The 21,993-nt window shown below is 70.3% G+C and carries 25 protein-coding genes, 1 tRNA gene and 1 pseudogene; 7 read left to right on the top strand and 20 right to left on the bottom strand.

Annotation, left to right across the window (positions count from 1 at the left end):
• The 12 genes and pseudogenes from AAH991_RS20870 to AAH991_RS20815 all read right to left on the bottom strand — a co-directional run.
• A pseudogene (locus AAH991_RS20870) lies at positions 1 to 682 on the bottom strand (DNA-directed RNA polymerase subunit beta); the annotation flags it as partial.
• Positions 683 to 1,102: 420 nt separating this feature from the next.
• Entirely contained in the window at positions 1,103 to 1,609 is a 507-nt protein-coding gene (locus tag AAH991_RS20865) for a hypothetical protein (protein ID WP_346227534.1), read from the bottom strand.
• A complete protein-coding gene (locus tag AAH991_RS20860; protein ID WP_346227533.1) occupies positions 1,606 to 2,094 on the bottom strand; it encodes an Rv1363c family protein in 489 nt (162 codons plus the stop codon). The genes AAH991_RS20865 and AAH991_RS20860 overlap by 4 nt, the downstream gene beginning before the upstream one ends.
• Positions 2,095 to 2,288: 194 nt before the next feature.
• Positions 2,289 to 2,684, bottom strand: coding sequence for a 50S ribosomal protein L7/L12 (gene rplL / locus AAH991_RS20855; protein ID WP_076438522.1), 396 nt, complete (start codon positions 2,682 to 2,684; stop codon positions 2,289 to 2,291).
• Between the two features lie 78 nt (positions 2,685 to 2,762).
• A complete protein-coding gene (gene rplJ, locus AAH991_RS20850) occupies positions 2,763 to 3,287 on the bottom strand; it encodes a 50S ribosomal protein L10 (RefSeq protein WP_079319155.1) in 525 nt (174 codons plus the stop codon).
• A gap of 224 nt (positions 3,288 to 3,511) precedes the next feature.
• Positions 3,512 to 4,357, bottom strand: coding sequence for an SCO4651 family lipoprotein (locus AAH991_RS20845; protein WP_346227532.1), 846 nt, complete (start codon positions 4,355 to 4,357; stop codon positions 3,512 to 3,514).
• Between the two features lie 190 nt (positions 4,358 to 4,547).
• Positions 4,548 to 5,045: a MarR family winged helix-turn-helix transcriptional regulator gene (locus AAH991_RS20840; RefSeq protein ID WP_346227531.1), complete on the bottom strand. Its 498-nt coding sequence runs from the start codon at positions 5,043 to 5,045 to the stop codon at positions 4,548 to 4,550.
• Between the two features lie 127 nt (positions 5,046 to 5,172).
• A complete protein-coding gene (gene rplA, locus AAH991_RS20835) occupies positions 5,173 to 5,886 on the bottom strand; it encodes a 50S ribosomal protein L1 (protein WP_169988796.1) in 714 nt (237 codons plus the stop codon).
• Between the two features lie 115 nt (positions 5,887 to 6,001).
• Positions 6,002 to 6,433, bottom strand: coding sequence for a 50S ribosomal protein L11 (gene rplK / locus AAH991_RS20830; RefSeq protein ID WP_030510282.1), 432 nt, complete (start codon positions 6,431 to 6,433; stop codon positions 6,002 to 6,004).
• A gap of 94 nt (positions 6,434 to 6,527) precedes the next feature.
• Positions 6,528 to 7,301 (bottom strand): transcription termination/antitermination protein NusG, encoded by a 774-nt coding sequence (nusG, locus tag AAH991_RS20825; protein ID WP_346227530.1) that lies wholly within the window; start codon positions 7,299 to 7,301, stop codon positions 6,528 to 6,530.
• Positions 7,302 to 7,356: 55 nt separating this feature from the next.
• Positions 7,357 to 7,614 carry a preprotein translocase subunit SecE gene (gene secE, locus AAH991_RS20820; protein ID WP_346227529.1) on the bottom strand — a complete coding sequence of 86 codons (258 nt, stop codon included), beginning with the start codon at positions 7,612 to 7,614 and terminating at the stop codon, positions 7,357 to 7,359.
• A 75-nt stretch (positions 7,615 to 7,689) separates the two neighbouring features.
• Positions 7,690 to 7,762 (bottom strand) — tRNA-Trp (locus AAH991_RS20815).
• Positions 7,763 to 7,997: 235 nt separating this feature from the next.
• Between AAH991_RS20815 and AAH991_RS20810 the strand changes: the two genes are divergently transcribed.
• Positions 7,998 to 9,203 carry a pyridoxal phosphate-dependent aminotransferase gene (locus AAH991_RS20810; RefSeq protein ID WP_346227528.1) on the top strand — a complete coding sequence of 402 codons (1,206 nt, stop codon included), beginning with the start codon at positions 7,998 to 8,000 and terminating at the stop codon, positions 9,201 to 9,203.
• 49 nt (positions 9,204 to 9,252) lie between these two features.
• On the opposite strand, the gene AAH991_RS20805 is transcribed toward AAH991_RS20810, so the two are convergent.
• From AAH991_RS20805 to AAH991_RS20795, 3 genes are all read right to left on the bottom strand, one after another.
• Positions 9,253 to 9,879 (bottom strand): DUF8612 domain-containing protein, encoded by a 627-nt coding sequence (locus AAH991_RS20805; protein WP_507185152.1) that lies wholly within the window; start codon positions 9,877 to 9,879, stop codon positions 9,253 to 9,255.
• A gap of 142 nt (positions 9,880 to 10,021) precedes the next feature.
• Complete coding sequence (locus AAH991_RS20800; protein WP_346227526.1) at positions 10,022 to 11,014, bottom strand: PASTA domain-containing protein; 993 nt, start codon at positions 11,012 to 11,014, stop codon at positions 10,022 to 10,024.
• Entirely contained in the window at positions 11,011 to 11,511 is a 501-nt protein-coding gene (locus tag AAH991_RS20795; protein WP_346227525.1) for a SigE family RNA polymerase sigma factor, read from the bottom strand. The genes AAH991_RS20800 and AAH991_RS20795 overlap by 4 nt, the downstream gene beginning before the upstream one ends.
• Before the next feature lie 74 nt (positions 11,512 to 11,585).
• Between AAH991_RS20795 and AAH991_RS20790 the strand changes: the two genes are divergently transcribed.
• A complete protein-coding gene (locus tag AAH991_RS20790) occupies positions 11,586 to 12,605 on the top strand; it encodes an adenosine deaminase (protein WP_346227524.1) in 1,020 nt (339 codons plus the stop codon).
• 9 nt (positions 12,606 to 12,614) lie between these two features.
• On the opposite strand, the gene AAH991_RS20785 is transcribed toward AAH991_RS20790, so the two are convergent.
• Both AAH991_RS20785 and AAH991_RS20780 read right to left on the bottom strand, forming a co-directional pair.
• Positions 12,615 to 13,478 carry a hypothetical protein gene (locus AAH991_RS20785; protein WP_346227523.1) on the bottom strand — a complete coding sequence of 288 codons (864 nt, stop codon included), beginning with the start codon at positions 13,476 to 13,478 and terminating at the stop codon, positions 12,615 to 12,617.
• Entirely contained in the window at positions 13,471 to 14,004 is a 534-nt protein-coding gene (locus AAH991_RS20780) for an RNA polymerase sigma factor (protein WP_346227522.1), read from the bottom strand. The genes AAH991_RS20785 and AAH991_RS20780 overlap by 8 nt, the downstream gene beginning before the upstream one ends.
• 184 nt (positions 14,005 to 14,188) lie before the next feature.
• Between AAH991_RS20780 and AAH991_RS20775 the strand changes: the two genes are divergently transcribed.
• The 4 genes from AAH991_RS20775 (at position 14,189) to AAH991_RS20760 (ending at position 19,086) form a co-directional block, all read left to right on the top strand.
• A complete protein-coding gene (locus AAH991_RS20775; protein ID WP_346227521.1) occupies positions 14,189 to 14,920 on the top strand; it encodes a class I SAM-dependent methyltransferase in 732 nt (243 codons plus the stop codon).
• A 153-nt stretch (positions 14,921 to 15,073) separates the two neighbouring features.
• Complete coding sequence (locus AAH991_RS20770; RefSeq protein WP_346227520.1) at positions 15,074 to 15,772, top strand: response regulator transcription factor; 699 nt, start codon at positions 15,074 to 15,076, stop codon at positions 15,770 to 15,772.
• Between the two features lie 10 nt (positions 15,773 to 15,782).
• Complete coding sequence (locus AAH991_RS20765) at positions 15,783 to 17,168, top strand: sensor histidine kinase (RefSeq protein WP_346227519.1); 1,386 nt, start codon at positions 15,783 to 15,785, stop codon at positions 17,166 to 17,168.
• 40 nt (positions 17,169 to 17,208) lie between these two features.
• Complete coding sequence (locus AAH991_RS20760) at positions 17,209 to 19,086, top strand: acyl-CoA dehydrogenase family protein (protein WP_346227518.1); 1,878 nt, start codon at positions 17,209 to 17,211, stop codon at positions 19,084 to 19,086.
• Positions 19,087 to 19,150: 64 nt separating this feature from the next.
• Here the strand turns inward: AAH991_RS20760 and AAH991_RS20755 are convergent, their stop codons facing one another.
• On the bottom strand, positions 19,151 to 19,309 hold the full coding sequence (locus AAH991_RS20755) for a hypothetical protein (RefSeq protein ID WP_346227517.1): 159 nt from the start codon (positions 19,307 to 19,309) through the stop codon (positions 19,151 to 19,153).
• 291 nt (positions 19,310 to 19,600) lie between these two features.
• On the opposite strand from AAH991_RS20755, the gene AAH991_RS20750 reads away from it, so the two are divergent.
• Complete coding sequence (locus AAH991_RS20750) at positions 19,601 to 19,750, top strand: hypothetical protein (RefSeq protein WP_346227516.1); 150 nt, start codon at positions 19,601 to 19,603, stop codon at positions 19,748 to 19,750.
• 61 nt (positions 19,751 to 19,811) lie between these two features.
• Here the strand turns inward: AAH991_RS20750 and AAH991_RS20745 are convergent, their stop codons facing one another.
• On the bottom strand, positions 19,812 to 20,957 hold the full coding sequence (locus tag AAH991_RS20745) for an acetyl-CoA C-acetyltransferase (RefSeq protein WP_346227515.1): 1,146 nt from the start codon (positions 20,955 to 20,957) through the stop codon (positions 19,812 to 19,814).
• Between the two features lie 101 nt (positions 20,958 to 21,058).
• On the bottom strand, positions 21,059 to 21,970 hold the full coding sequence (locus AAH991_RS20740; protein WP_346227514.1) for a hypothetical protein: 912 nt from the start codon (positions 21,968 to 21,970) through the stop codon (positions 21,059 to 21,061).
• Between the last annotated feature and the right edge of the window lie 23 nt (positions 21,971 to 21,993).

Below are 21,993 nucleotides of genomic sequence, written 5' to 3'. Positions count from 1 at the left end.
TGGTCCAGCCGAGCGCCTTGAGCAGCACGGTGACCGGCTGCTTGCGCTTGCGGTCGATGCGCACGCCGACGCTGTCCCGCTTGTCGATCTCGAACTCGAGCCACGCGCCGCGCGACGGGATCACCCGGCAGCCGAACAGGTCCTTGTCGGAGGTCTTGTCGACCGAGCGGTCGAAGTAGACACCGGGTGACCGGACGAGCTGGGAGACCACGACACGCTCGGTGCCGTTGATGATGAACGTGCCCTTCGACGTCATGAGCGGGAAGTCGCCCATGAACACCGTCTGGCTCTTGATCTCACCTGTGGTGTTATTGATGAACTCCGCCGTGACGAACATCGGGGCGGAGTAGGTCATGTCCTTGTCTTTGCACTCATCGACTGAGTACTTGGGCGGCTCGAACCTGTGGTCCCGGAACGACAGGGACATGGTTCCGGAGAAGTCCTCGATGGGACTGATCTCCTCGAAGATCTCTTCGAGACCCGACTGGGCCGGGACGTCCTTGCGCCCGGCCTGGCGAGCCGCCTCAACCCGGCCCTTCCATCTCTCGTTACCGAGCAGCCAATCGAAGGACTCGGTCTGCAGGGCGAGAAGGTCGGGTACTTCGAGCGGCTCCTCGATACGTGCGAACGACACGGTACGGGGACCGGCGGGTACGGCGGAGGCGTTGCGCGAGGCTGCCAACAGATGTCCTTCCGAGGGCTCGCGGACTGACTACACGCACGCCAGACGACCAGGACTAAGAGTTACTCAGAGAGACGGTCGTCAAAGGGCAGCGCAAAGGGGCAGTGTAGCCGATCGGCATACACCTGTCCACTCCGCTATCGCTCTGCGCTCCACGTTGGTGGCAGCATCACCCGTCAGCGCCGAAACGTCAAGCCCGAGAGCCGACATTTCGCCTAACCTACGGGCGTCACGCTGGGTTTTTCCCGCCCTTGGGACCGAGCGAGCGCCGGGACCCAGTCCCTACCCGGGACCGGAGACGGGTAACGCTCAGTCACTCGAACGGGCCAACGCTGACCGTGGGTCGACGCCGCCATGCCCTGGATACCCAGCCCTAGCCCCGGCCTAAACGTCTTCTTTGCTAACAATTTAGCCACGGGCCTAGGGGACGGGCGTGTCACCCAGCAGCGTGGACAGCCGGGAGGCTCTCCAGCCGTCGCCCTGCGTCACCATGACCAGGCGCGCTCTCCCCTGGCTGACCTGCTGCTTCGGCTCCTCCTGACCCGGGCCCGAGCGTGCCGTGACCATGTTCACGAACAGCAGCACCCGGACCTCTCCCGGCGTCGCCGACTCCACGCCGGCGGCGGCCACGACGGCGTGCTGGACCGTCCGCCGCTCACGCGCCCGCGGGCCGAGTGTCGCCGCGAGCGTCCGGTAGTGCTCCGCCAGCTGCCCGGTGGCGTGCGCGCCCGCCCTCAGCATGTCCCGGTCGATCGTACGGTAGTCGTACGACAGCATGTCGGGGGCGTAGGATCGGGCGGCCGCCAGGGCCTCATGGGAGGCCGTCTCGGCCGCCTGGAGCCGGCGCAGGTCGAGAAACAGCCACACGGCGGCGACGGCCAGCCCGGCCGCCACGAGGGCCGTCAGCGACACCAGGAGGCGCCTCACTGCACCAGCTCCGCGCGGGAGACCAGCCACAGACCCGAGGCGTTCGTGACGTCCATACGCCAGCGGAAGAAGCGCTCCTCCGGAGGGGCCTTCCTGCCGTCCTCCCAGTGGATCACCGCGTCGCCGACGATCAGCACCTGCGCCGTACGCCGGTCGCCGTCGAGGGAGGCGAGCGCGGAGGCCCGCAGGACACCCGTCTGGACGGCCTTGTTCTTCAGCGTGGCGTCCCTCAGCGCCGCCTGCCCGGCCGCGTACCGTGCCCGCTCGGGACCCGTGGAGGTGGCCAGCGCGCGCTTGATGTCGTCGTCGATGCGGCGGTGGTCGATGGACATGAGGCTCACGGCGTGCGCCGCGGCGGCCCTCACGGCCATCTCGCGGTCCTGTTCCGCCGCCAGGGCCTCCGTACGGGCCCGGACGAGCCGCAGGACCGCCAGGGCCGACACGGCCACCAGGAGGACGAGCCCGACGGTCAGCGCTCGCCGCATCCCCGCACCTCCTGAGCACCGGTGGCCTCGGCCCGATCATGTCGCGCGGATCCTATGTCCGCACGATAGGGCAACGGGCCCGGCCTGCTCATAAGGGTCTGGATCGCAGGCGACTTCCGGACATGCGAAAGGGGCGGTCCCATCCGGCACCTGGATGGACCCGCCCCTTCGGTGAAGCGTGTTGCGCGACCGTCTTACTTGACGGTGACGGTGGCGCCGGCGCCCTCGAGGGCAGCCTTCGCCTTCTCGGCCTGCTCCTTGTTGACCTTGCCGTCGAAGACCGGCTTCGGAGCGCCGTCCACGAGGTCCTTGGCCTCCTTGAGGCCCAGGCTCGTCAGGGCGCGGATCTCCTTGATGACCTGGATCTTCTTGTCGCCGGCGGCCTCGAGGATGACGTCGAACTCGTCCTGCTCCTCGGCCTCCTCGGCAGCGCCACCGGCGCCACCGGCGGCCGGGGCGGCGGCGACGGCGACCGGAGCGGCGGCCTTGACGTCGAAGGTCTCCTCGAAGACCTTCACGAACTCGGACAGCTCAAGGAGGGTCATCTCCTTGAAGGTCTCGAGCAGCTCGTCGGTGCTGAGCTTCGCCATGATGTGTTCCTCCAGTGGATCTAGCAAAAAAGTGAAAAGGGACCGCGGTGCGCGCTTCCCCCCGTCCGCTGCGCGGACCTACTCACCGGCCTCTTCGCGCTTGGCGCGCAGAGCCTCGGCCAGTCGAGCCATGGTGGTGGGCAGCGCGGCGAAGGTGGCGGCAGCCTGGGACTGCTTGGCCTTCAGCGCACCGGCCAGCTTCGCGAGGAGCACCTCACGGGACTCAAGGTCGGCAAGCTTCGTGATCTCGTCGGGGGTCATCGACTTGCCGTCGACGACGCCGCCCTTGATCACCAGGAGGGGGTTGGCCTTGGCGAAGTCACGCAGACCCTTGGCCGCCTCCACGACGTCGCCCTTGACGAACGCGATGGCGGTCGGGCCCTGGAACAGGTCGTCCAGGGCGGTGATCCCGGCGTTGTTGGCCGCGATCTTGGTGAGCGTGTTCTTCGCCACGGCGAACTTCGCATTCCCACCGAGAGAAACGCGCAGCTGCTTGAGCTGAGCGACGGTGAGACCGCGGTATTCGGTCAGAACGGCGGCGCTGGATCCCTCGAACTCACTCTTGAGCTCGGCGATCGCGACGCTCTTCTCCGCCTTCGCCATGGGCCTCCTTCCAGATGTGCCGCCGGCGAAGGCCCTCGGAAAACAGACAAGCCCCGGCGCAGGCGCACGGGGCTTGGACGGACGTCGAACGTCCTCAAGCGTCTCCACACCTACGCGGGCCGTCCACTCAACGTGGATCCTTCGGTCGCCGGGCTGTAGGCCCAGCGACGACCGGCGGTCTTCGGCAGGAGACAGACTACGTTGTCAACCGGCTGGACGCCAAATCAGCCGCCGAGGCCGGACGGCTGCGGCAGCGTCTTCGGCAGTTCGCCCACCTGGTCGGCGGCCGGCGCCTCGATCGAGACCGGCTCGTTGAACGACTTGAACATCGCGGTGGCCTTGAACGTCCCGGCGTCCGGCTTGCCGCCGCTCAGCTCGACCTTGCGGGGCAGGCCCTGGGCGTCGATCCACGCGTCGAACTTGACGTCCTTGGCGCTCGCGAGCTCACCCTGCAGACGCCCGCGCTGCTCCTCGGGAAGCTGCTTGACCGCCTCGTCGACCGGGAACGTGCCCGAGTAGTGGGTCGTCTCCACGCCGCCGACCTGCTCGCTGCCGACGGACTTCACGTCCTTGGACGCGGTCAGCAGAGCGGCGCTCGTCTTCAGGTCGAACTGCTGGGCCTGGCCGAGGAACTGGTCGACGTTCACGCCGGCCTGCGAGCCGAGCTGCTTCAGGTCGAGCCTGATCCACGGCTTGGTGGCGCCCACCAGGGTCTTGAGCATGTCGAGCTTCACGTACGCCACGTCGCCCTGGAGGATCACCCGCACGCCGCCGGGCACGTTCTGCCCGTTGAACGACAGCTGGGTGAGGTTGATGTCGGAGGCGATCTGCGGGGTCTTCTGGTAGAGCATCGTCCCCTGGACGACCCCGCCCTGACCGCCCTTGGCGTCGGTCACGTTGACCACGAGGTCCGCGGCATAGGTGTTGACCCCGTCGGCCTTCTGTGCGGTCTGCTGGATGACCTCGGCCGCCGAGAGCTGCGCGTTCTGGAGAGACGGAGTCGCGGTCGTCCCGCATCCCGCGACCGTGATCGCGGCCACCGCTCCGGCGGCCACCAGTAGTCGTCGCATTGTGTCCATCCCTTCGGTTTCCCCCTTTACCTGCCCTTGACCCTATGCGCCTAACGCACCGGGTGCGCCACCTCGGGATGAACCGCCATCAGCCCTGCACAATCCCTGCACATCACCCGCGACATCACCGCCACCCGTGCCAGCGCGGCTGTCCGGCGCCGCGGCGTACGCCGATGAGCCGGCAGGTGTGTCAGGCCAGCGACGTGAGCAGGTCGCGCAGCAACCGGTCCAGCGTGGCGGCCTCCCGCGAGGACAGCCCCGACGCGAGCCGGGCGAGGTTCGCCGCGTGGTCGGCGAGGGCCGCGTCGATCACCTCACGCCCCTTCTCAGAAAGGGTGACCTTGAAGCTGCGCCGATCGGCCGGGTCGAGACTGCGCTCGATCAGCCCGGCGGCCTCCAGCCGGTCGAGCCGGCTGGTCATGCCGGCGCGCGACATCATCACCATGTCCGACAGCTCGGACGGGATCAGCGTGTACGGCGGGCCGGAACGGCGTAGCGCGGCCAGCACGTCGAAGTCTCCCGAGCGCAGGCCGTGCCGGTTGAAGACCTCCTCGACCCTGCCCTCGACCACCCGGGTCACCAGGGCGAGGCGGCCGAAGACCCCCATGGCCGACAGGTCCAGGTCGGGCCGCTCGCGTTTCCACTGGTCAAGGATGTGATCGACGGGATCCCTGCGCTCTTCGGTCACGCCCGAAGTTTATTCGCCGTCTGATCATGGAGAGACGCACGAAAGCTCGTGATCCGCCCAAGACGCGCGGAAGCCCCCGCCCGAGAAGGGCGGGGGCTTCCGTCGTCGTACCGGCCGGAGCGACGGCTCAGGCGTCGATCTCGGCGGTCATCGCCCGCGTCACGTTGGGGTCGACCGGGATGCCCGGGCCCATGGACGTGGTGAAGGTGACCTTCTTGAGGTAACGGCCCTTGGCCGCCGACGGCTTGAGACGCAGGACCTCGTCCAGCGCCGCGGCGTAGTTCTCCACGAGCTGACGGTCGTCGAAGGACGCCTTGCCGATGATGAAGTGCAGGTTCGCGTGCCGGTCGACCCGGAACTCGATCTTTCCGCCCTTGATGTCGGTGACGGCCTTGGCCACGTCGGGCGTGACGGTGCCGGTCTTCGGGTTCGGCATGAGGCCGCGGGGGCCGAGCACGCGGCCCAGGCGACCGACCTTGCCCATCAGGTCCGGGGTGGCGACGACCGCGTCGAAGTCGAGACGGCCCTTGGACACCTCGTCGATCAGCTCGTCGGAGCCGACGATGTCGGCGCCCGCCGCGCGGGCCTCCTCGGCACGGTCACCGGTCGCGAAGACCAGGACCCGGGCGGTCTTGCCGGTGCCGTGCGGGAGGTTGACGGTGCCGCGGACCATCTGGTCGGCCTTGCGGGGGTCGACGCCCAGCCGCAGGGCGACCTCGACGGTCGCGTCGAACTTCGTGGTCGCGGTCTTCTTGGCCAGCCGTACGCCGTCGAGCGGGTTGTACAGGGCCGCGCGGTCGACCTCGGCCGCCGCGTTCTTCCAGTTCTTGCTGCGCTTCACTTCGTGCTCCTCGTGGAGATCGTGGTCCGGGCCGGCGCTTCGGCCCTCCCACAGCGTTGGATTGCCGCGCGTGCGGCGCGGCGCCTCGGGCGCTTACGAGCCCTCGCGGAGATTCTCAGTCGGCGATGGTGATGCCCATGGAGCGGGCGGTGCCGGCGATGATCTTCTCGGCGGCCTCGACGTCGTTGGCGTTGAGGTCCTGCATCTTGGTCTCGGCGATCTGGCGAAGCTGCTCGCGGGTCAGCTTGCCCACCTTGTCCTTGTGCGGGTTCGCGCTGCCCTTCTGCAGACCGGCGGCCTTCTTGATCAGCTCGGGCGCGGGCGGCGTCTTCGTGATGAAGGTGAAGGTGCGGTCTTCGAAGATGGTGATCTCGACGGGGATGATGTTGCCCCGCTGGGCCTCCGTCGCAGCGTTGTACTGCTTGACGAAGTCCATGATGTTGACGCCGTGCGGACCGAGCGCGGTACCGACCGGCGGCGCGGGGGTGGCCTGTCCAGCGGGAAGCTGGACCTTCACCAGGGCCGCGACTTTCTTCTTTGGAGGCATTTGTCCTTCTCCGGGTCCTTTGTCCTACAAAAGCCTCACGGGCACGCCGAAGCAGGGCGTGCGTGAGGACGGCTATCGAGTCTACGCGAGACGGTCAGATCTTCGAGACCTGGTTGAACGACAGCTCGACCGGGGTCTCTCGACCGAAGATCGAGACGAGGACCTTGAGCTTCTGCGACTCGGCGCTGATCTCGCTGACCGTGGCCGGCAGCGTGGCGAACGGCCCGTCCATGACCGTGACGGACTCGCCGACCTCGAAGTCGACGGTCGCGGTGGTCGTCTTGGTCGTGGCCTTCTTGACTTCCTCGGAAGGCTCCGGGGCGAGCAGCTTGGCGACCTCGTCGAGGTTCAGCGGGCTCGGCTTGTTGGACAGGCCGACGAAGCCGGTCACACCGGGCGTGTTGCGCACCGCGGCCCAGGACTCGTCGGTCAGGTCCATCCGGACCAGGACGTAACCGGGAAGCACGCGCTCCTTGATCGGAGTCTTCTTGCCGCCCTTGAACTCCGTGATCGTGTGGGTCGGCACCTCGACCTGGAAGATGAAATCCTCCATGTTGAGGGACCCGATGCGGCTCTCGATGTTCTGCTTCACCCGGTTCTCGTAACCGGCGTACGAGTGGATGACGTACCACTCGCCGAACTGACCGCGAAGCTGGCGCTTGAACTCCTCGACCGGGTCGACATCCGGGAGGACGTCACCGTCCTCGTCGACCTGCGGGGCGACCTCAGCCGAGTCTTCGCCGCCGTCACCACCGTCTGAGTCGGCGACCGTGGTCTCCTCGACCTCTGCTACGGCCTCGTCCTGCTCGGTGCCCCACTCGTCATCCTCGTCATGGGAGCGGTCGGCCGGCATCGGGGACTCGGACACGGGACTCTTCCTTCTTCGCTTGGTGTCTTGACGCGCTGCGACGTCTCCGGCGGGATCAGGATCCGCCGAAGAGCCAGAGCACACCCTTACCCAGCAGCGTATCGATCCCGAACACGAGTCCAACCATGATCACGACGAAGACCAGGACAACTACCGTGTACGAGATCAGCTCATTGCGCCGGGGCCAGATGACCTTGCGCAGCTCGGCGACGACCTGCCGGTAGAAAAGAGCGGGCGAGGTGCGCTTTGCCTTCTTCTCACTGGTCGGCTTGCCTGGCTTGCCAGCGGTCTCGCCGCGGGTGTCGATCGCCACAGTCCTCACCTGATCCGTCGTGTCCGTCGCAGTTGCGGCGCGCTTTCACGCCATTGTTGCGCGGACCGCACTCCGCAGGGCACGAGGGACTCGAACCCCCAACCGCCGGTTTTGGAGACCGGTGCGCTACCAATTGCGCTAGTGCCCTAAGCCGTGCACCACGATACCCGAGAAACGCGGAGAAGCGTCCGTCCCGTCGTTCACGTGGCCCACTAGTCGGTGAAGTGTACGCGGGATTCACCAGTCCGTCGAACCACGTGGTCGTCGCGCCGCCCGGAGAGGCGGCCCGAGTGCCGTTCGTGCGGTTCAAAGCTACCGCGAGAACCCGTCCGCATCCTGGATATGGAGACGAAACCGCGTGGCGCGTCTGGAACGATGGAGCCATGACCCGACCTCGCATCTCCGCACGTATTTCCGCGATCTCCGAGTCCGCGACTCTGGCCGTGGACGCCAAGGCCAAGGCGATGAAGGCGGCCGGTCGGCCGGTCATCGGCTTCGGCGCCGGCGAGCCCGACTTCCCCACGCCCGACTACATCGTCGAGGCGGCCATCGAGGCGTGCCGGAACCCCAGGTTCCACAAGTACACCCCGGCCGGGGGCCTGCCCGAGCTCAAGCAGGCGATCGCGGACAAGACGCTGCGCGACAGCGGGTTTCAGGTCGAGGCCGCCCAGGTCCTGGTGACGAACGGCGGCAAGCAGGCGGTCTACGAGGCCTTCGCCACGCTGCTCGACCCGGGTGACGAGGTCCTGGTCGTGGCGCCGTACTGGACGACGTACCCGGAGGCGATCAAGCTAGCGGGCGGCGTCCAGGTCGACGTGGTCACCGACGAGACGACCGGCTATCTGGCCTCGGTCGAGCAGCTGGAGGAGAAGCTGACCGACCGCACCAAGGTGCTGCTGTTCGTCTCGCCGTCGAACCCCACCGGGGCCGTCTACTCCCCCGCCCAGGTCGAGGAGATCGGCCGCTGGGCGCTCGACAAGGGCCTGTGGGTCGTCACCGACGAGATCTACGAGCACCTGGTCTACGGCGAGGCGAAGTTCTCCAGCGTCGCCACCGCCGTGCCCGAGCTGCGCGACCGGGTCGTCGTGCTGAACGGCGTGGCCAAGACGTACGCGATGACCGGCTGGCGGGTGGGCTGGCTGATCGGCCCGGCCGACGTGGTCAAGGCGGCGACGAACCTGCAGTCCCACGCCACCTCGAACGTCTCCAACGTCGCCCAGGCCGCCGCGCTCGCCGCCGTCTCCGGCGACCTGTCCGCCGTCGCCGAGATGCGGGCGGCCTTCGACCGGCGCCGCCAGACCATGGTCCGGATGCTCAACGAGATCCCCGGCGTGGTCTGCCCCGAGCCGTTCGGCGCGTTCTACGCGTACCCGTCGGTGAAGGCGCTGCTGGGCAAGGAGCTTCGCGGCAGGCGCCCGCAGACCTCGGCCGAGCTGGCCGAGCTCATCCTGGAGGAGGCCGAGGTCGCGCTGGTGCCCGGCGAGGCGTTCGGCACTCCGGGCTACTTCCGCCTGTCGTACGCGCTGGGCGACGACGACCTGGTCGAGGGCGTCAGCCGGGTGACCAAGCTCCTGGCCGAGGCGCACTGAACCCGAAGCGCCGAGCAACCGAAGCGCGGGCACGCAGGCCCGGTCCCCATCATGCTGGGCCGGGCCTTCGTCTATCCGATGACCAGCCGAGAACCCGGCTCTCGCGCCCTGTGCGGGTCTCAGAACCACAGGACGCAGATGGGGGCGGCGACGATCCTCTCGTCCAGCTCGTGGACGCGCGCGGTCCGGTGTGCAGGACGACACCGGCCACGAATCGGTCGCCCAGCTCGTCCCGCAGCCACCGCACGAAGGTGTCCGGCAACCGGCCGAGCAGATCGCCGTCGCGGATGAGCGCACGCCCGTCCACCCGCAGCAGGGCCGCGACCAGGGCCGGGTCGACGAGATACCGCCTGGGCCCGCGAACAAGCCGCTTCAGCCGATTGCTCAACCAGGCGGGAACCTTGTCGACGATGAGGAGATCATGCGGGAGACGCTCGTACGCCTCTCCCGTGCGGGCGTTGACGGCCGCCGCGTCATAGAGCGTCTTGTCCGTGACCACACCCGCGGTGTTGAGGGCCAGCGCCTCCAGATAGGCCCGGAGGCGGACGGGGTCGCGCCGCCCGTCCAGGGTCTCGATATCCCGCGTGCGGGTCTGCTCGATGTAGCTGTCCAGCCACCGCATCCGCACCGGGGCGGGCATCCGCTGAGCCTCGGGAAAGCCGCTGCGCAGCGCCAGGTCGACGTAGCCGGCCAGGTCGGGCGGCTGCGCCGGCGCGGCGAGCTCCCCGATCCGGCCCTGAGCGAGCAGATCGGCGAACGGAGGCCTTCCGGTGCTGCCCGCCCCCGGCCAGGGCGCGGAGGCGGGGGGACCGGCGGGGTCACCTGTCGAGGACGACCCCTGCGGCGATCTTCTCGAGCTCCCTGTCGGCCGCGGCGGCGCCGATCTTCGCTGCGTAGTCGGGGCTCATCATGACCTCGGCCCCGACACCGGGCGCCAGGGTCCACACGATCGTCCGGGTTCCGCCGTCCAGGACTCTGTCGCCGCCCTCCGACAGGCTGACCAGGTAGGCCTTTCTGCCGCCGACCTCGATCGGCTCGGCGCCCTGCGCGGCGAAGCTCCGCATGCGCTTGGTCAGCATGCTCACGGCGTCCTTCCGGTAGACGACCATCTGGACGTTGTACATGCCGGGTTCCAGGCCGGGCTCCTCCCAGCTCGTGGTGTAGGTCCCCTTGCCGAACCCGTCCTTGCCGGACCACTTGCCCCATTCGAGCCCTTCGGGCAGGTAGCCGACGTGTACGCCGCCGAACGTCCTGCCGTCCCCCAGGTCGCCGAGGTCCTGGGGCATCCTCGCCCCCTCGGCGTCCTCCGAAGGGGCGGGGGTCGGGCCGGCCGTTGTGGCGATCATGATCGTGACCGCCGCCCCGGGGGGAGCGGCCGTCCCCGGCTGTGGCGTCTGGGCGAAGACCGTGCCTGCCGGGACGTCGTCGTTGAGCATCTTCATGACTCTCACCGTGTAGCCGGCCTCCTCCAGGATGGCGCCGACCTCCGCGGCGCGCTTGCCGACCACGTCGGGGACGAGCACTTCCGGCGTGGCGACGGTATCGCCGGAGGCGGCCGCGGCCGGACCTTCCTGGCCGGCGGCGCCGGTCCCGGCGAGGCTGCCGGCGCCGGGGGCGGTGCCGGGCCGGGCGGTCAACGCCACGGGCACGCCCACGGCGACCGCCGCGGCGACCACGACCGCACCCGCCACACGAAATCTCACGACGTGGCGGCGGTTGCGCCGCCGGACGGCCTGACCCAGCGACGGCGACGCGTGCACGCCGGCGACCTGAGCGGCCATGGCATCTCTCAGTGCCTCTTCGACGTTCATGCGGACGCTCCTTCCAGGTTCTCCATGCGTGCGCGCACGCGTGCCAGGCCACGGGCGGCCTGGCTCTTGACGGTGCCGACCGAGCAGCCGAGCAGCGCAGCGGTCTCGGCCTCCGACATGTCCTCCCAGTAGCGCAGGACCAGTACGGCCCGCATCCGGGCCGGCAGCTTCCTGAGCTCGGTGACGAGCACGTCGCGCAGGCCGAGGTCCGGCGACTCCACAGGTGTCTCCGGCGGCTGGGCGAAGGTGATCTCCTGGACCACCCTGCGCCGCCGGGCCCTGCTGATCGCGCCGTTCACCACGACCCGGCGCGCGTACGCCTCGGGGTTGTCGTGCCGGATGCGCGGCCAGTGCCGGTAGACCTTCTCCAGCGCACTCTGGACCATGTCCTCGGCGTCGGTCGCCGAGGCGCCGCAGACCAGGATCGCGGTGCGCAGAAGAGCGGTGCTGCGCGCGGCCAGGAACTCGTCGAAGGCCGCCTCGTCTTCTTCGGTCATGAGCTCCCCTTTCGCCCCTCCCCAACGCGCCAACCCGCCGACGGGTTGTCAACGGGATGCGGCAACATATGGAGATGGCACGCCCACTCGACACGCTCCCCAAAGCACATCTGCACCTGCACTTCACCGGCTCGATGCGGCACACGACGCTGATCGAGCTCGCCCGGGAGCAGGGCGTCCATCTCCCCGACGCGCTGGTGGAGGACTGGCCGCCGAAACTGCGGGCGACCGACGAACGCGGCTGGTTCCGGTTCCAGCGGTTGTACGACATCGCGCGGTCGGTGCTGCGCCGGCCCGAGGACGTCTACCGCCTGCTGCGTGAGGCCGCTGAGGACGAGGCCCGGGAGGGGTCGCGCTGGCTGGAGATCCAGGTCGACCCGTCCGGGTACGCCCAGCGTTTCGGCGGGCTGACCGAGACCCTCGAACTCGTCCTCGACGCGACGGAGACGGCCGCCAGGCAGGCCGGGATCGGGATGGCGGTGATCGTGGCCGCCAACCGCACCCGGCACACGCTCGACGCCAGGACGCTGGCCCGCCTGGCGTCGCGGTACGAGGGCAGGGGCGTGGTCGGCTTCGGCCTGTCCAACGACGAGCGGCGCGGCCGGGCCAGGGACTTCGAGCACGCCTTCCGGATCGCCAGGCGCGCCGGGCTGCTCGCGGTGCCGCACGGCGGCGAGCTGCTGGGCGCGGCGAGCGTCGCCGAGTGCCTCGACGACCTGGGCGCCGACCGGATCGGCCACGGGGTGCGCGCGGCCGAGTCGCCCCGTCTGATGGAGCGGCTGGCCGACCGGCAGATCACCTGCGAGGTGTGCCCGCTGTCCAACGTGGGCCTGGGCGTGGCGGAACGGCCCGAGGACGTGCCGCTGCGGCGGCTTTTCGAGGCCGGGGTGCCGATCGCCCTCGGCGCCGACGACCCGCTGTTGTTCGGCGCGCGGCTGCTGCCGCAGTACGAGCTCGCCAGGGACGTGTACGGCTTCAGCGACGCCGAGCTCGCCGAGCTCGCCCGGCAGTCGATCCGGTCGTCCAGGGCGCCCGACGCGGTCAAGAAGGAGTTGCTGAGCGAGATCGACGGCTGGCTCGCCTCCCCCGAGTGATCGTCCGGTTCATCGGACCGAGGAGGCGATCCGTACGGCCTCGGCGCGGTCCGGCCCCTCCAGCCGCATGCCGACCAGCCCGTGCTGCCAGACGAGCGTCGGCCCGGCCACCCGCTCCTCACGCGGCGCGCCGCCGAACGGCACGTACGACACGCCGTGGGGCTGGCGGATCCACCAGCCGCGGACGGCGTCCACCTGCTCGGGAAACGGCTCGCCGAGTTCCTTGTGCCAGACGACGCTGAGCGTCCCGTCGAACTCGTCGAGCCGGACACCCGGCCACAGCAGCGTCACCACCCGTCCGCCGTCGGCGAGCCGCACGTCGGCGGGGGCGCCGAGCGCGGACGGCACGGCGAGGGGGAACCGCGCGGTCCGCCGCGCCTCCTCCAGCGTCACCCGGCGCTCGCCGGGCAGCGGGCTCGGCACTCCCGTGGGCAGCGGCCCCGGGCGGCCGACGTGGATGTCCACGCCCGCGAAGCGCAGCACCGACACCACCGCGGCCCGGCCCTGCGGGGTGGCCCCGAGCAGCACGGCCATCAGGACCGCCACCGACGCCGCCGCCACCCGCGGCGACGGCCGCCGGCCGCGCCGCCACCAATCGGGCCGCCACCAATCGCGCCGCCACCAATCGCGCCGCCACCGATCGGGCCGCCACCAATCGCGCCGCCACCAATCGCGCCGCCACCGATCGGGCCGCCACCGATCGGGCCGACGCCGATCCGGGCGCCACGCCCGCTCGTCCTCGGCGCCGTCGTCCCGCAGCCGGGCGCGTACGGCGCGGGCCACGTCGGCGGGGGGCGGGGCGGGCGCGGTCAGGTCCGCGCCGAGAGCCCGCAGGCGCGCCTCGAGCGGCTCCGGCCCGTCGTCATCACTCACGGCCCACCTCCTCCCGCAGGCGCCGCAGGGCCCGGAACGTCCGCGACTTCACCGTGCCGAGCCGTACGCCGAGGACCTCGGCCGTCTCCGCCTCCGACAACTGCAGGAAATACCGGCAGACCACGGCTTCGCGTTCCCCGTGGGGCAGCGCGCGTACCGCCTCCAGCAGGCGGGACCTGCCGTCCGCGTCCACGGCCGCGCTCTGCGGGTCCTCCGGTCCGTACGGCTCCCGCTCGCGGCCGAGCCGCAGGGCGAGGTCGGAGCGGCGGCCGCGCGACCGGGTGAGGTCGTGGGTCTCGTTGGCCACGATGCGCAGCAGCCAGGGGCGGAAGGACGAGCCCCGGCGGAAGCCCTTCAGGTGGCGGAACGCCTTGACGAACGCCTCCTGGACGACGTCCTCCGCCTCGTCGGCCGCGCCCAGCAGGCTCGCCGTACGGTGGGCGACCGCGCTGTACCGGGTGACCAGCACCTCGTAGGCGTCAAGGTCACCGGCCAGGGCACGGGTCACTGCCTCGTCGTCGTCCATACAAGGGGGATCGGGGCGGATCGGCGGACGGAGGTGAAGCCTACGAGCAGCGGGGCATCCCGTCCACAGCGCCGTCCACGACGCCGTCGGCAGCCCGCGGGCGGCCCCTGCGGCGAAGCGGACACCCGCCGATGGGGCGGGCACTACACTTTCCAAGACCGTCAGCGTGCAGATCGAGGATCCTATGTCTGGGTATGACCGAGTAGTCCAGCCGGCGGCCGGGGACGAGGCTCTGGAGAACCACCTCGGCGGCGACGAGGCCAAGAACTACCGGCAGTACGAGTTCGACATGGTCGCGCCGCACGTCGGGCGGTCGCTGCTGGAGATCGGCTCGGGTCTCGGGCACTTCGCCGAGCAGTTCCTGCCGCGCCTGGACAGGCTCGTGGTGAGCGACTTCGATCCCTACTGCGTCGAGCAACTGCGCAAGAGGTTCGAGGACCGCGACGACGTGTCGGTGCTCCAGTTCGGCCTGCCGACCGACATCCCGCTGGCCGAGCCGGTCGACACCGTCGTCATGATGAACGTCCTGGAGCACATCGAGGAGGACGTCGAGGCGCTGCGCTCGCTGGCCAGGGTGACCGCCCCCGGCGGCCGGATCGTCATCTGGGTGCCCGGCTACATGCAGCTCTACGGGGACTTCGACCGCAAGGTGGGGCACGTCACCCGCTACACCCCCGCCACGCTGCGCAAGACGGTCACCGCGGCCGGCCTCGACGTACAGGTGCTCAAGCCGATCAACTTCCTCGGCGGCATCGCCTGGTGGGCGGCCGTGCGGCGGGGCGGCGTGGGCTACCCCGACCCCCGGCTCGTGAAGATCTACGACCGGACCGTCGTGCCGATGACCCGGCTCATCGAGCGGTTCGTCCGCCCGCCGTTCGGCCAGACCGTGTTCTGCGTCGCCAGGGTCCCCAAGTAGCAGGGTCCCCAAGCAGCAGCACACCCGAGTGGCGGGGTTCCCAAGCAGCAGCGCACCCGAGTGGCGGGGCGCCAAGTAGCAGGGCGCCCGGCTGCCGGAGCCGCAGACCCGAATTGTGCGACATATGCTTCCTGCCTGCACAATGGGTCCCGCATGAGTGAAACCAGGATCCTCGTCGTCGAGGACGAGCCGAACATCCGGGACATCGTGGAAGTCGCCCTCAGATTCCACGGCTTCCGGGTGACGGCCGTGGGCTCCGGGGCCGCGGCGCTCGGCGAGGTCATGAAGGACCAGCCCGACCTGGTCGTCCTCGACGTCATGCTCCCCGACATCGACGGCTTCGAGGTGTGCCGGCGGATCCGGGCCGGCGGCGTGCATCCTCCTGTGATCTTCCTCACCGCCCGCGACGCGGTCGCCGACACCGTACGCGGGCTGACCCTCGGTGGCGACGACTACGTCACCAAGCCCTTCTCGGTCGAGGCGCTGGTCGCGCGGATCCGCGCCGTGCTGCGCCGTACGAGCGTGCCGGAGGCGGCCGAGCGGGCGCACGGGCCGATCCTCCGGGTCGCGGACCTGGAGCTCGACGAGGCGCGCTGGGAGGTGCGGCGCGGCGGCGTCCCGGTGGACCTGTCGCCGACCGAGTTCCGCCTGCTGGCCTTTCTGATGGCGAACGCCGGTCTGGTGCTCACCAAGCGGCGCCTGCTCGAGGAGGTCTGGGGCTACGGCGGCAGCTCCCAGGTGCTGGAGACCTACATCTCCTACCTGCGCCGCAAGCTCGACCCGCTCGGTCCGCCGCTGATCCACACCCAGCGCGGCATCGGATACGCGCTCCGCCCGCCGCAGGACATGTGACGGACCCGTGATGTCGCTCAGGACGCGCCTGCTCGCCGGGCTGCTCGGGGTGAGCGCGGTCCTGCTCGTCGTGCTCTCCTTCGTCAGCGTCGTCGTCCTGCGCGGGCACCTGCGTACGCGTCTGGAGGGGCAGGTGGTGGCGGCGACCGTCACCGCCGCACGCCGGGTGGTCGTGGGAGACCCGCTCGCGCAGGCGCTGACCGGCTCCACCTACGCCGTCGCCGCCTACGACCTCACGGAGGGCCGGGCCCGCCTGGTGAGCGGCGACGCCGCCGACGCCGCGGCCGTGCCGGATCTGGCCGAGAGGCTCGGCAAGGACAACCTGCTGGCGTACGCGGCGCAGGGCCGCACCTTCGACCTCGACCCGAGCGGCGGCCACGACCTGATCGCGGCCGCGGCGATGTCGCCGAGCGGCCTGCGGCTGGTGGTGGTCGCGGTGCCCCTGGACGCGGTCGACGATCCGGTGCGCCACCTTTTGATCAGCGAACTGGCGACCGGCGGGGCGCTGATCCTGCTGCTGGCTGCGGGCGGCCGGCTGCTGATCGCCGGCGGCCTGGCGCCCCTGGGCAAGATGGCGCGGACCGCGCATCTCGTGGCCGAGCGGGGCGACCTGTCGGCCCGGATGCCGGAGGGGCCGTCCGAGGTCGGCAGGCTCGGCGCGGCGATCAACCTCATGCTCGACCGCATCGCCGGCGCCTTCCGCGACCGCCAGGCGTCGGAGGACCGCGTGCGCCGGTTCGCCGCCGACGCCTCCCACGAGCTGCGCACTCCCCTGTCGACCATCTCGGGCTACGCGGAGCTCTACCGGGCCGGGGCGATCCCGCCCGAGGACCTGCCCAAGATCATGGGCCGGATCGAGGCCGAGGCCGACCGCATGGGCCGCCTGGTGGGCGAGATGCTGGAGCTCGCGCGCCTCGACCGGGGCGCCGCGCTCGCGCTGAGCGAGACCGACCTGGCCGAGATGGCCCGCGAGGTGGCCGCCGACTCGGCCGCCCTCGATCCCGCCTATCCCGTGACGGTGGAGGCCCCGATCTCCCTGGTCGCGACGGTGGACGAGGCCAGGGTCCGCCAGGTGCTCGTCAACCTGCTCGGCAACGTGCGGGCGCACACCCCCGAGGGCACGACGGCCACCGTACGGCTCGTGCGCGCCGGGGACTCGGTGACGATCGAGGTGCGCGACAGCGGCCCGGGGATGAGCCCGGAACAGGCGGAACGCGCCTTCGACCGGTTCCAGCGGGGGGAGGACCACCTGTCCGGCGGAGCGGGGCTCGGCCTGTCGATCGTGAAGGCCATCGTGGAGGCGCACGGCGGGCGGTGCCGGATCGACTCCTCTCCCGGCGGGGGAACCGCCGTACACATCGGGCTCCCTGCGGTGCAAGAGGCTACTGGCGGGTAGGTAACGGGTACAGCTCGCTTCACCGCCGAGGAGGTCGAGGATGACGACCGATTACGCCAAGGCCAGGGAGGTTGCCGAGCAGGCGCGCGAGACGGAATGGACCCGCCCGAGCTTCGGCAGGCAGCTCTTCCTCGGGAACTTCCGGTTGGACCTCGTGCATCCCGCACCCCGCCTGACCGAAGAAGAGATCAAGAAGGGGGACGACTTCCTGCGCGCCCTGCGGGGGTTCCTGCAGGAGAAGGTCGACCCCGCGCTCATCGAGCGCACCGCCGTGATCCCCGACGAAGTGATCAAGGGCCTTGCGGCGATCGGCGCGTTCGGCATGACCATCGAGGAGGAGTACGGCGGGCTGGGCCTGAGCCACCTGTACTACTGCCGCGCACTGGAACTCGTGACGTCGTGCTCCCCCGCGCTCAGCGCGCTGCTGTCGGCCCACCAGTCCATCGGGGTCCCGCAGCCGCTGCGGCTGTTCGGCACCCCCGAGCAGAAGCGCCGGTTCCTGCCCCGCTGCGCCCGTGGCGAGATCTCGGCGTTCCTGCTGACCGAGCCGGACGTCGGGTCCGACCCCGCCCGGCTGTCGACGATCGCCGTACGCGACGGCGACGCGTACGTCATCAACGGCGTCAAGCTGTGGACGACCAACGGCGTGGTGGCCGACCTGCTGGTCGTGATGGCCAGGACCGGTGCGAAAATCTCGGCCTTCGTGGTCGAGGCCGACTCTCCCGGCATCACCGTCGAGCACCGCAATCAGTTCATGGGCCTGCGCGGGATCGAGAACGGCGTCACCCGCTTCCACCAGGTGCGCGTGCCGGTGGAGAACCTGATCGGCCGCGAGGGCCAGGGCCTGAAGATCGCCTTGACCACGCTCAACACCGGGCGTCTCTCACTGCCCGCCACCTGCGTCGGCGCGGCGAAGTGGGCGACGAAGATCGCCCGTGAGTGGGGGCGCGAGCGGGTCCAGTGGGGCCGGCCGGTCGGCCAGCACGAGGCCGTGGCCCGCAAGGTCGCCTTCATCGCCGCCACCACGTACGCGCTGGAGTCGGTGGTGGACCTCGCCGGCCGGATGGCCGACGACGAGCGCAACGACATCCGCATCGAGGCCGCGCTGGCCAAGTTGTACGGCTCGGAGATGGCCTGGCGGCTGATGGACGAGCTCGTGCAGATGAGAGGCGGGCGCGGTTACGAGACCGCCGAGTCGCTGCACGCCCGCGGCGAGCGCGGCGTGCCGGTCGAGCAGATGCTGCGCGACATGCGGATCAACCGCATCTTCGAGGGCTCGACCGAGATCATGCACCTGCTCATCGCCCGCGAGGCGGTGGACGCGCATCTGTCGGTCGCGGGCGAGCTCGTCGATCCGCAGGCCGGCCTGCGGGCCAAGGGGCGGGCGGCCACCCGGGCCGGTGCCTTCTACGCCAGGTGGCTGCCGAGCCTGGTGACCGGGCCCGGCCAGGTGCCCACGTCGTACGCCGAGTTCGGCCCGCTGGCCCAGCATCTGCGGTACGTCGAGCGGACCAGCCGCAAGCTCGCCAGGTCGACGTTCTACGGCATGTCCCGCTGGCAGGCGCGGCTGGAGCACAAGCAGGGGTTCCTGTCACGGATCGTCGACATCGGCGCCGAACTGTTCGCCATCACCGCGGTCTGCGTGCGCGCCCAGGAGGAGTCGGCCGAGTTCGGGCGCAAGCCGTACGAGCTCGCGGACACCTTCTGTCACCAGGCCAGGCAGCGGGCCGAGGCGCTGTTCGACCGGCTGTGGGACAACACCGACGCCCGCGACGTGCGGCTGGCCCGCCGGGTGCTCGACGGGCGGTACACGTTCCTGGAGGAGGGCATCGTCGACCCGTCGATGGAGGGCCCGTGGATCGCCCCGCAGCGCACCGGGCCGTCGATGTTCGAGGACGTCCACCGGCACATCGGCTGACGGGAACGGCACGGCCCCGCCCCCGGCATGCGGGGGCGGGGCCGTGTCACTAGGCCGGTCAGGCTCACACGTCGAGGCAGTACATCCAGCCGTAGCCCGAGACGTAGCAGCGGTACCAGCCATCGGGCTTCTGGGCGTGCGCCGGGGCGGACAGGACGCCGAAGGTGGTGACGGCGACGGCGGTGGTGGCGAGAACGGCCGCGGCGCGCTTGAGCGACTTCACTGGTATCTCCTGTACAGGGGACGTTTGTTTGACGTGTTCGAGTACACACGAACCCACTTGGCGAGATCTGGTGGCCGACTTGGAGGCCACTTGCACGGTTTGGGGGCCCAAAAACCCTTTGTCCGGCGATGCGGGAGCTTGTTACTGTCACCCGCATGTGGATTTTCTACGGCGACCGCTGATCAGCCTCTGAGCCGCTGATCCGCTCAGCTTTCCGGCCCTGTCCAACCGACGCGGCAGCTGAGTGTCGGCACCTCGGTGCCGCGTTCCCGACGTACAAGGAGATCCCGTATGCGTACTCGCGCGTCCAGCAAGGGCGGCAAGCAGCAGAACCCGCGCACGCCGCAGCCCCAGCGTTCCTTCCCGCCGCCGCCGCGGCAGATCCCGGCCCCGCCCATGCGGCCGGTACGGCCACCGCGGCGGCTGCCGAGGGCCAAATAGTTCCGTCCGGACACGGAAAGGGCACCCGAGCGCTCGACCGGGGTGCCCTTCGCCGTGAGCGTCAGAGGCGCTCGATGATCGTGACGTTGGCCTGGCCGCCGCCCTCGCACATCGTCTGCAGGCCGTACCGCCCGCCGGTGCGCTCCAGCTCGTGCAGCAGCTTGGTCATGAGGATCGCGCCGGTGCCGCCCAGCGGGTGCCCCAGCGCGATCGCACCGCCGTTGGGGTTGGTCCGGGCCGGGTCGGCCCCGAGCTCCTTGAGCCAGGCCAGCGGAACCGGGGCGAACGCCTCGTTGATCTCGATGACGTCGATGTCCTCGATCGAGAGCCCGGCCTTGGCCAGTGCCTTCCGGGTGGCCGGGATCGGCGCCGTCAGCATGTAGACGGGATCGTCGCCGACCAGCGTCAGCGTGACGATCCGGGCGCGCGGGGTCAGGCCGTGGTCGCGCACCGCCTGCTCCGAGGCGATGAGCAGCGCGCCGGAGCCGTCGGAGATCTGCGAGGAGGTGGCCGCGGTGATCCGGCCGCCCTCACGCAGGGTCTTGAGCTCGGCCATCTTCTCGAGCGTGGTGTCGGGCCGCGGGCCCTCGTCGTCGCTCACGCCGTTGACGGGGGCGATCTGCTCCTTGAAGTGGCCGTTGGCGATCGCCTTCGCGGCCCGCTGGTGGCTCTCGTAGGCGAAGACCTCCAGGTCCTGCCGGCTGAAGCCCCACTTCTCACACATCAGCTCCGCACCGCGGAACTGGGAGATCTCCTGCTTGCCGTACCGCTCGACCCACTTGTCGCCGAACGGGAACGGCATGCCCTTCTCCAGCGCCGCCGTGATGCTCGATCCCATCGGGACGATGGACATCGACTCGACGCCGGCCGCCACGACGAGGTCCTGCGTGCCCGACAGCACTCCCTGCGCGGCGAAGTGGATCGCCTGCTGCGACGAGCCGCACTGCCGGTCGATGGTGACTCCGGCCACGGTCTCCGGGAGGCCCGCGCTGAGCCACGCGTTGCGCGCGATGTCCATGGACTGCGGGCCGAACTGCATCACGCAGCCCATGATCACGTCGTCCACGGCGGCGGGGTCGACGCCGGTGCGCTCCACGAGCGCGGAGAGAGTGTGGGCGGCCAGGTCGACCGGGTGGACCGTGGAGAGCCCGCCCTTCTTCTTGCCGACCGGCGAGCGGACCGCCCCGACGATGTACGCCTCTGCCACAGTGCCTCCATAAGAAACCGAGCAATGTTCGGTTAGTGAGAGGTTACATCAGAACTTTCGTCGGGGCAGGCGACGGTACGGGCACGGTGTGCGGGCAGGGCTCAGGCGTACCGCCCGGGGAGCACGTCGGCGGGCTCGGCCAGCTGGAATCCGCGGCTGTCGGCCGCGATCCCCCGGAGCCCGTTCGCGAGCGTCACCGCGACGGCCGCCCGCCGGACCAGATCCGCCCGTGCGTCGTCCTCACGCACCGCTTCCCCGTCCACGACGCCCTCGGCGTGAGCGTCCTCGATGGTGGCGTCCTCGATGGTGGCGTCCTCCGTGTCGGCGTCCTCGATGTCGGCGTCCGTCTTCCCCGTACGGCCGCCCGGTGAGACCCGCGCGACGGCGATCTCCGTGAGGTACGGCCAGCGCGTGCGGGCGGCGGGCGGGATGCGGTGCCCCTCCTCGACGGTGAGGACGAGCGCGTCACCCGCGTAGACGTCGGCCACCCTGCCGCGGCGGACGGGGACGTGGACGATGCCGTCGACGAGTTCGCCCTCGGGCCACCGCTCGGCGTCCACGGCCTCGACGAGGCCCAGCAGCCCGCCCAGAACCGGCAGGATCTCCTCGGGTTCCGGCACGTCCGGCAGGTAGACCAGCGGGTCTCCGCCGTCCTCCGCGGGATCGAGCGGCTCGCCCTGGCAGAGCGACCAGCCGCCCAGACGGTACGCGATGCCCTCGGCCAGGCTCTTGTCGAAGAAGTCGACGGGCAACGGCCCCTCGGCGGCGACCCGGCAGGCCCAGAGCCTGTCGGAGTCGGGCACGCCGAGCTTGGCGAGGATGTCTCCGGTCAGCTCGATGGGCGGCTGGATGCGCGATCCGCCCGCGATGATGTCGTCGCCGTCGGTCGTCGCCTCGGGGTCGGCGAGTTGCGCGACGGCCAGCAGTGTCTTCTGGTCCGGCCGAGCGGGCAGCAGCGCCGTGGGTCCCGTGCGCAGCCGGCCGGGGAGCAGGACTTTCGAGAACCAGCCCACAGGCCCTCCTCATGATCGGTCGA

Origin of the sequence: Microbispora sp. ZYX-F-249, assembly GCF_039649665.1 — a bacterium.
GTDB lineage: Bacteria > Actinomycetota > Actinomycetes > Streptosporangiales > Streptosporangiaceae > Microbispora > Microbispora maris.
Note: the sequence above shows the minus strand (reverse complement) of the source record. Positions and strands in the feature narration are given on the sequence as shown.

What these genes read in the sequence shown, in the direction of transcription:
- AAH991_RS20860 (WP_346227533.1), bottom strand. Translation starts at nt 2,094, where the DNA reads ATGCGGCGAGCGCTGACCGTCGGGCTCGTCCTCCTGGTGGCCGTGTCG.
- rplL (WP_076438522.1), bottom strand. Translation starts at nt 2,684, where the DNA reads ATGGCGAAGCTCAGCACCGACGAGCTGCTCGAGACCTTCAAGGAGATG.
- rplJ (WP_079319155.1), bottom strand. Translation starts at nt 3,287, where the DNA reads ATGGCGAAGGCGGAGAAGAGCGTCGCGATCGCCGAGCTCAAGAGTGAG.
- AAH991_RS20845 (WP_346227532.1), bottom strand. Translation starts at nt 4,357, where the DNA reads ATGCGACGACTACTGGTGGCCGCCGGAGCGGTGGCCGCGATCACGGTC.
- rplK (WP_030510282.1), bottom strand. Translation starts at nt 6,433, where the DNA reads ATGCCTCCAAAGAAGAAAGTCGCGGCCCTGGTGAAGGTCCAGCTTCCC.
- AAH991_RS20810 (WP_346227528.1), top strand. Translation starts at nt 7,998, where the DNA reads ATGACCCGACCTCGCATCTCCGCACGTATTTCCGCGATCTCCGAGTCC.
- AAH991_RS20800 (WP_346227526.1), bottom strand. Translation starts at nt 11,014, where the DNA reads ATGAACGTCGAAGAGGCACTGAGAGATGCCATGGCCGCTCAGGTCGCC.
- AAH991_RS20795 (WP_346227525.1), bottom strand. Translation starts at nt 11,511, where the DNA reads ATGACCGAAGAAGACGAGGCGGCCTTCGACGAGTTCCTGGCCGCGCGC.
- AAH991_RS20790 (WP_346227524.1), top strand. Translation starts at nt 11,586, where the DNA reads ATGGCACGCCCACTCGACACGCTCCCCAAAGCACATCTGCACCTGCAC.
- AAH991_RS20780 (WP_346227522.1), bottom strand. Translation starts at nt 14,004, where the DNA reads ATGGACGACGACGAGGCAGTGACCCGTGCCCTGGCCGGTGACCTTGAC.
- AAH991_RS20775 (WP_346227521.1), top strand. Translation starts at nt 14,189, where the DNA reads ATGTCTGGGTATGACCGAGTAGTCCAGCCGGCGGCCGGGGACGAGGCT.
- AAH991_RS20770 (WP_346227520.1), top strand. Translation starts at nt 15,074, where the DNA reads ATGAGTGAAACCAGGATCCTCGTCGTCGAGGACGAGCCGAACATCCGG.
- AAH991_RS20765 (WP_346227519.1), top strand. Translation starts at nt 15,783, where the DNA reads ATGTCGCTCAGGACGCGCCTGCTCGCCGGGCTGCTCGGGGTGAGCGCG.
- AAH991_RS20760 (WP_346227518.1), top strand. Translation starts at nt 17,209, where the DNA reads ATGACGACCGATTACGCCAAGGCCAGGGAGGTTGCCGAGCAGGCGCGC.
- AAH991_RS20750 (WP_346227516.1), top strand. Translation starts at nt 19,601, where the DNA reads ATGCGTACTCGCGCGTCCAGCAAGGGCGGCAAGCAGCAGAACCCGCGC.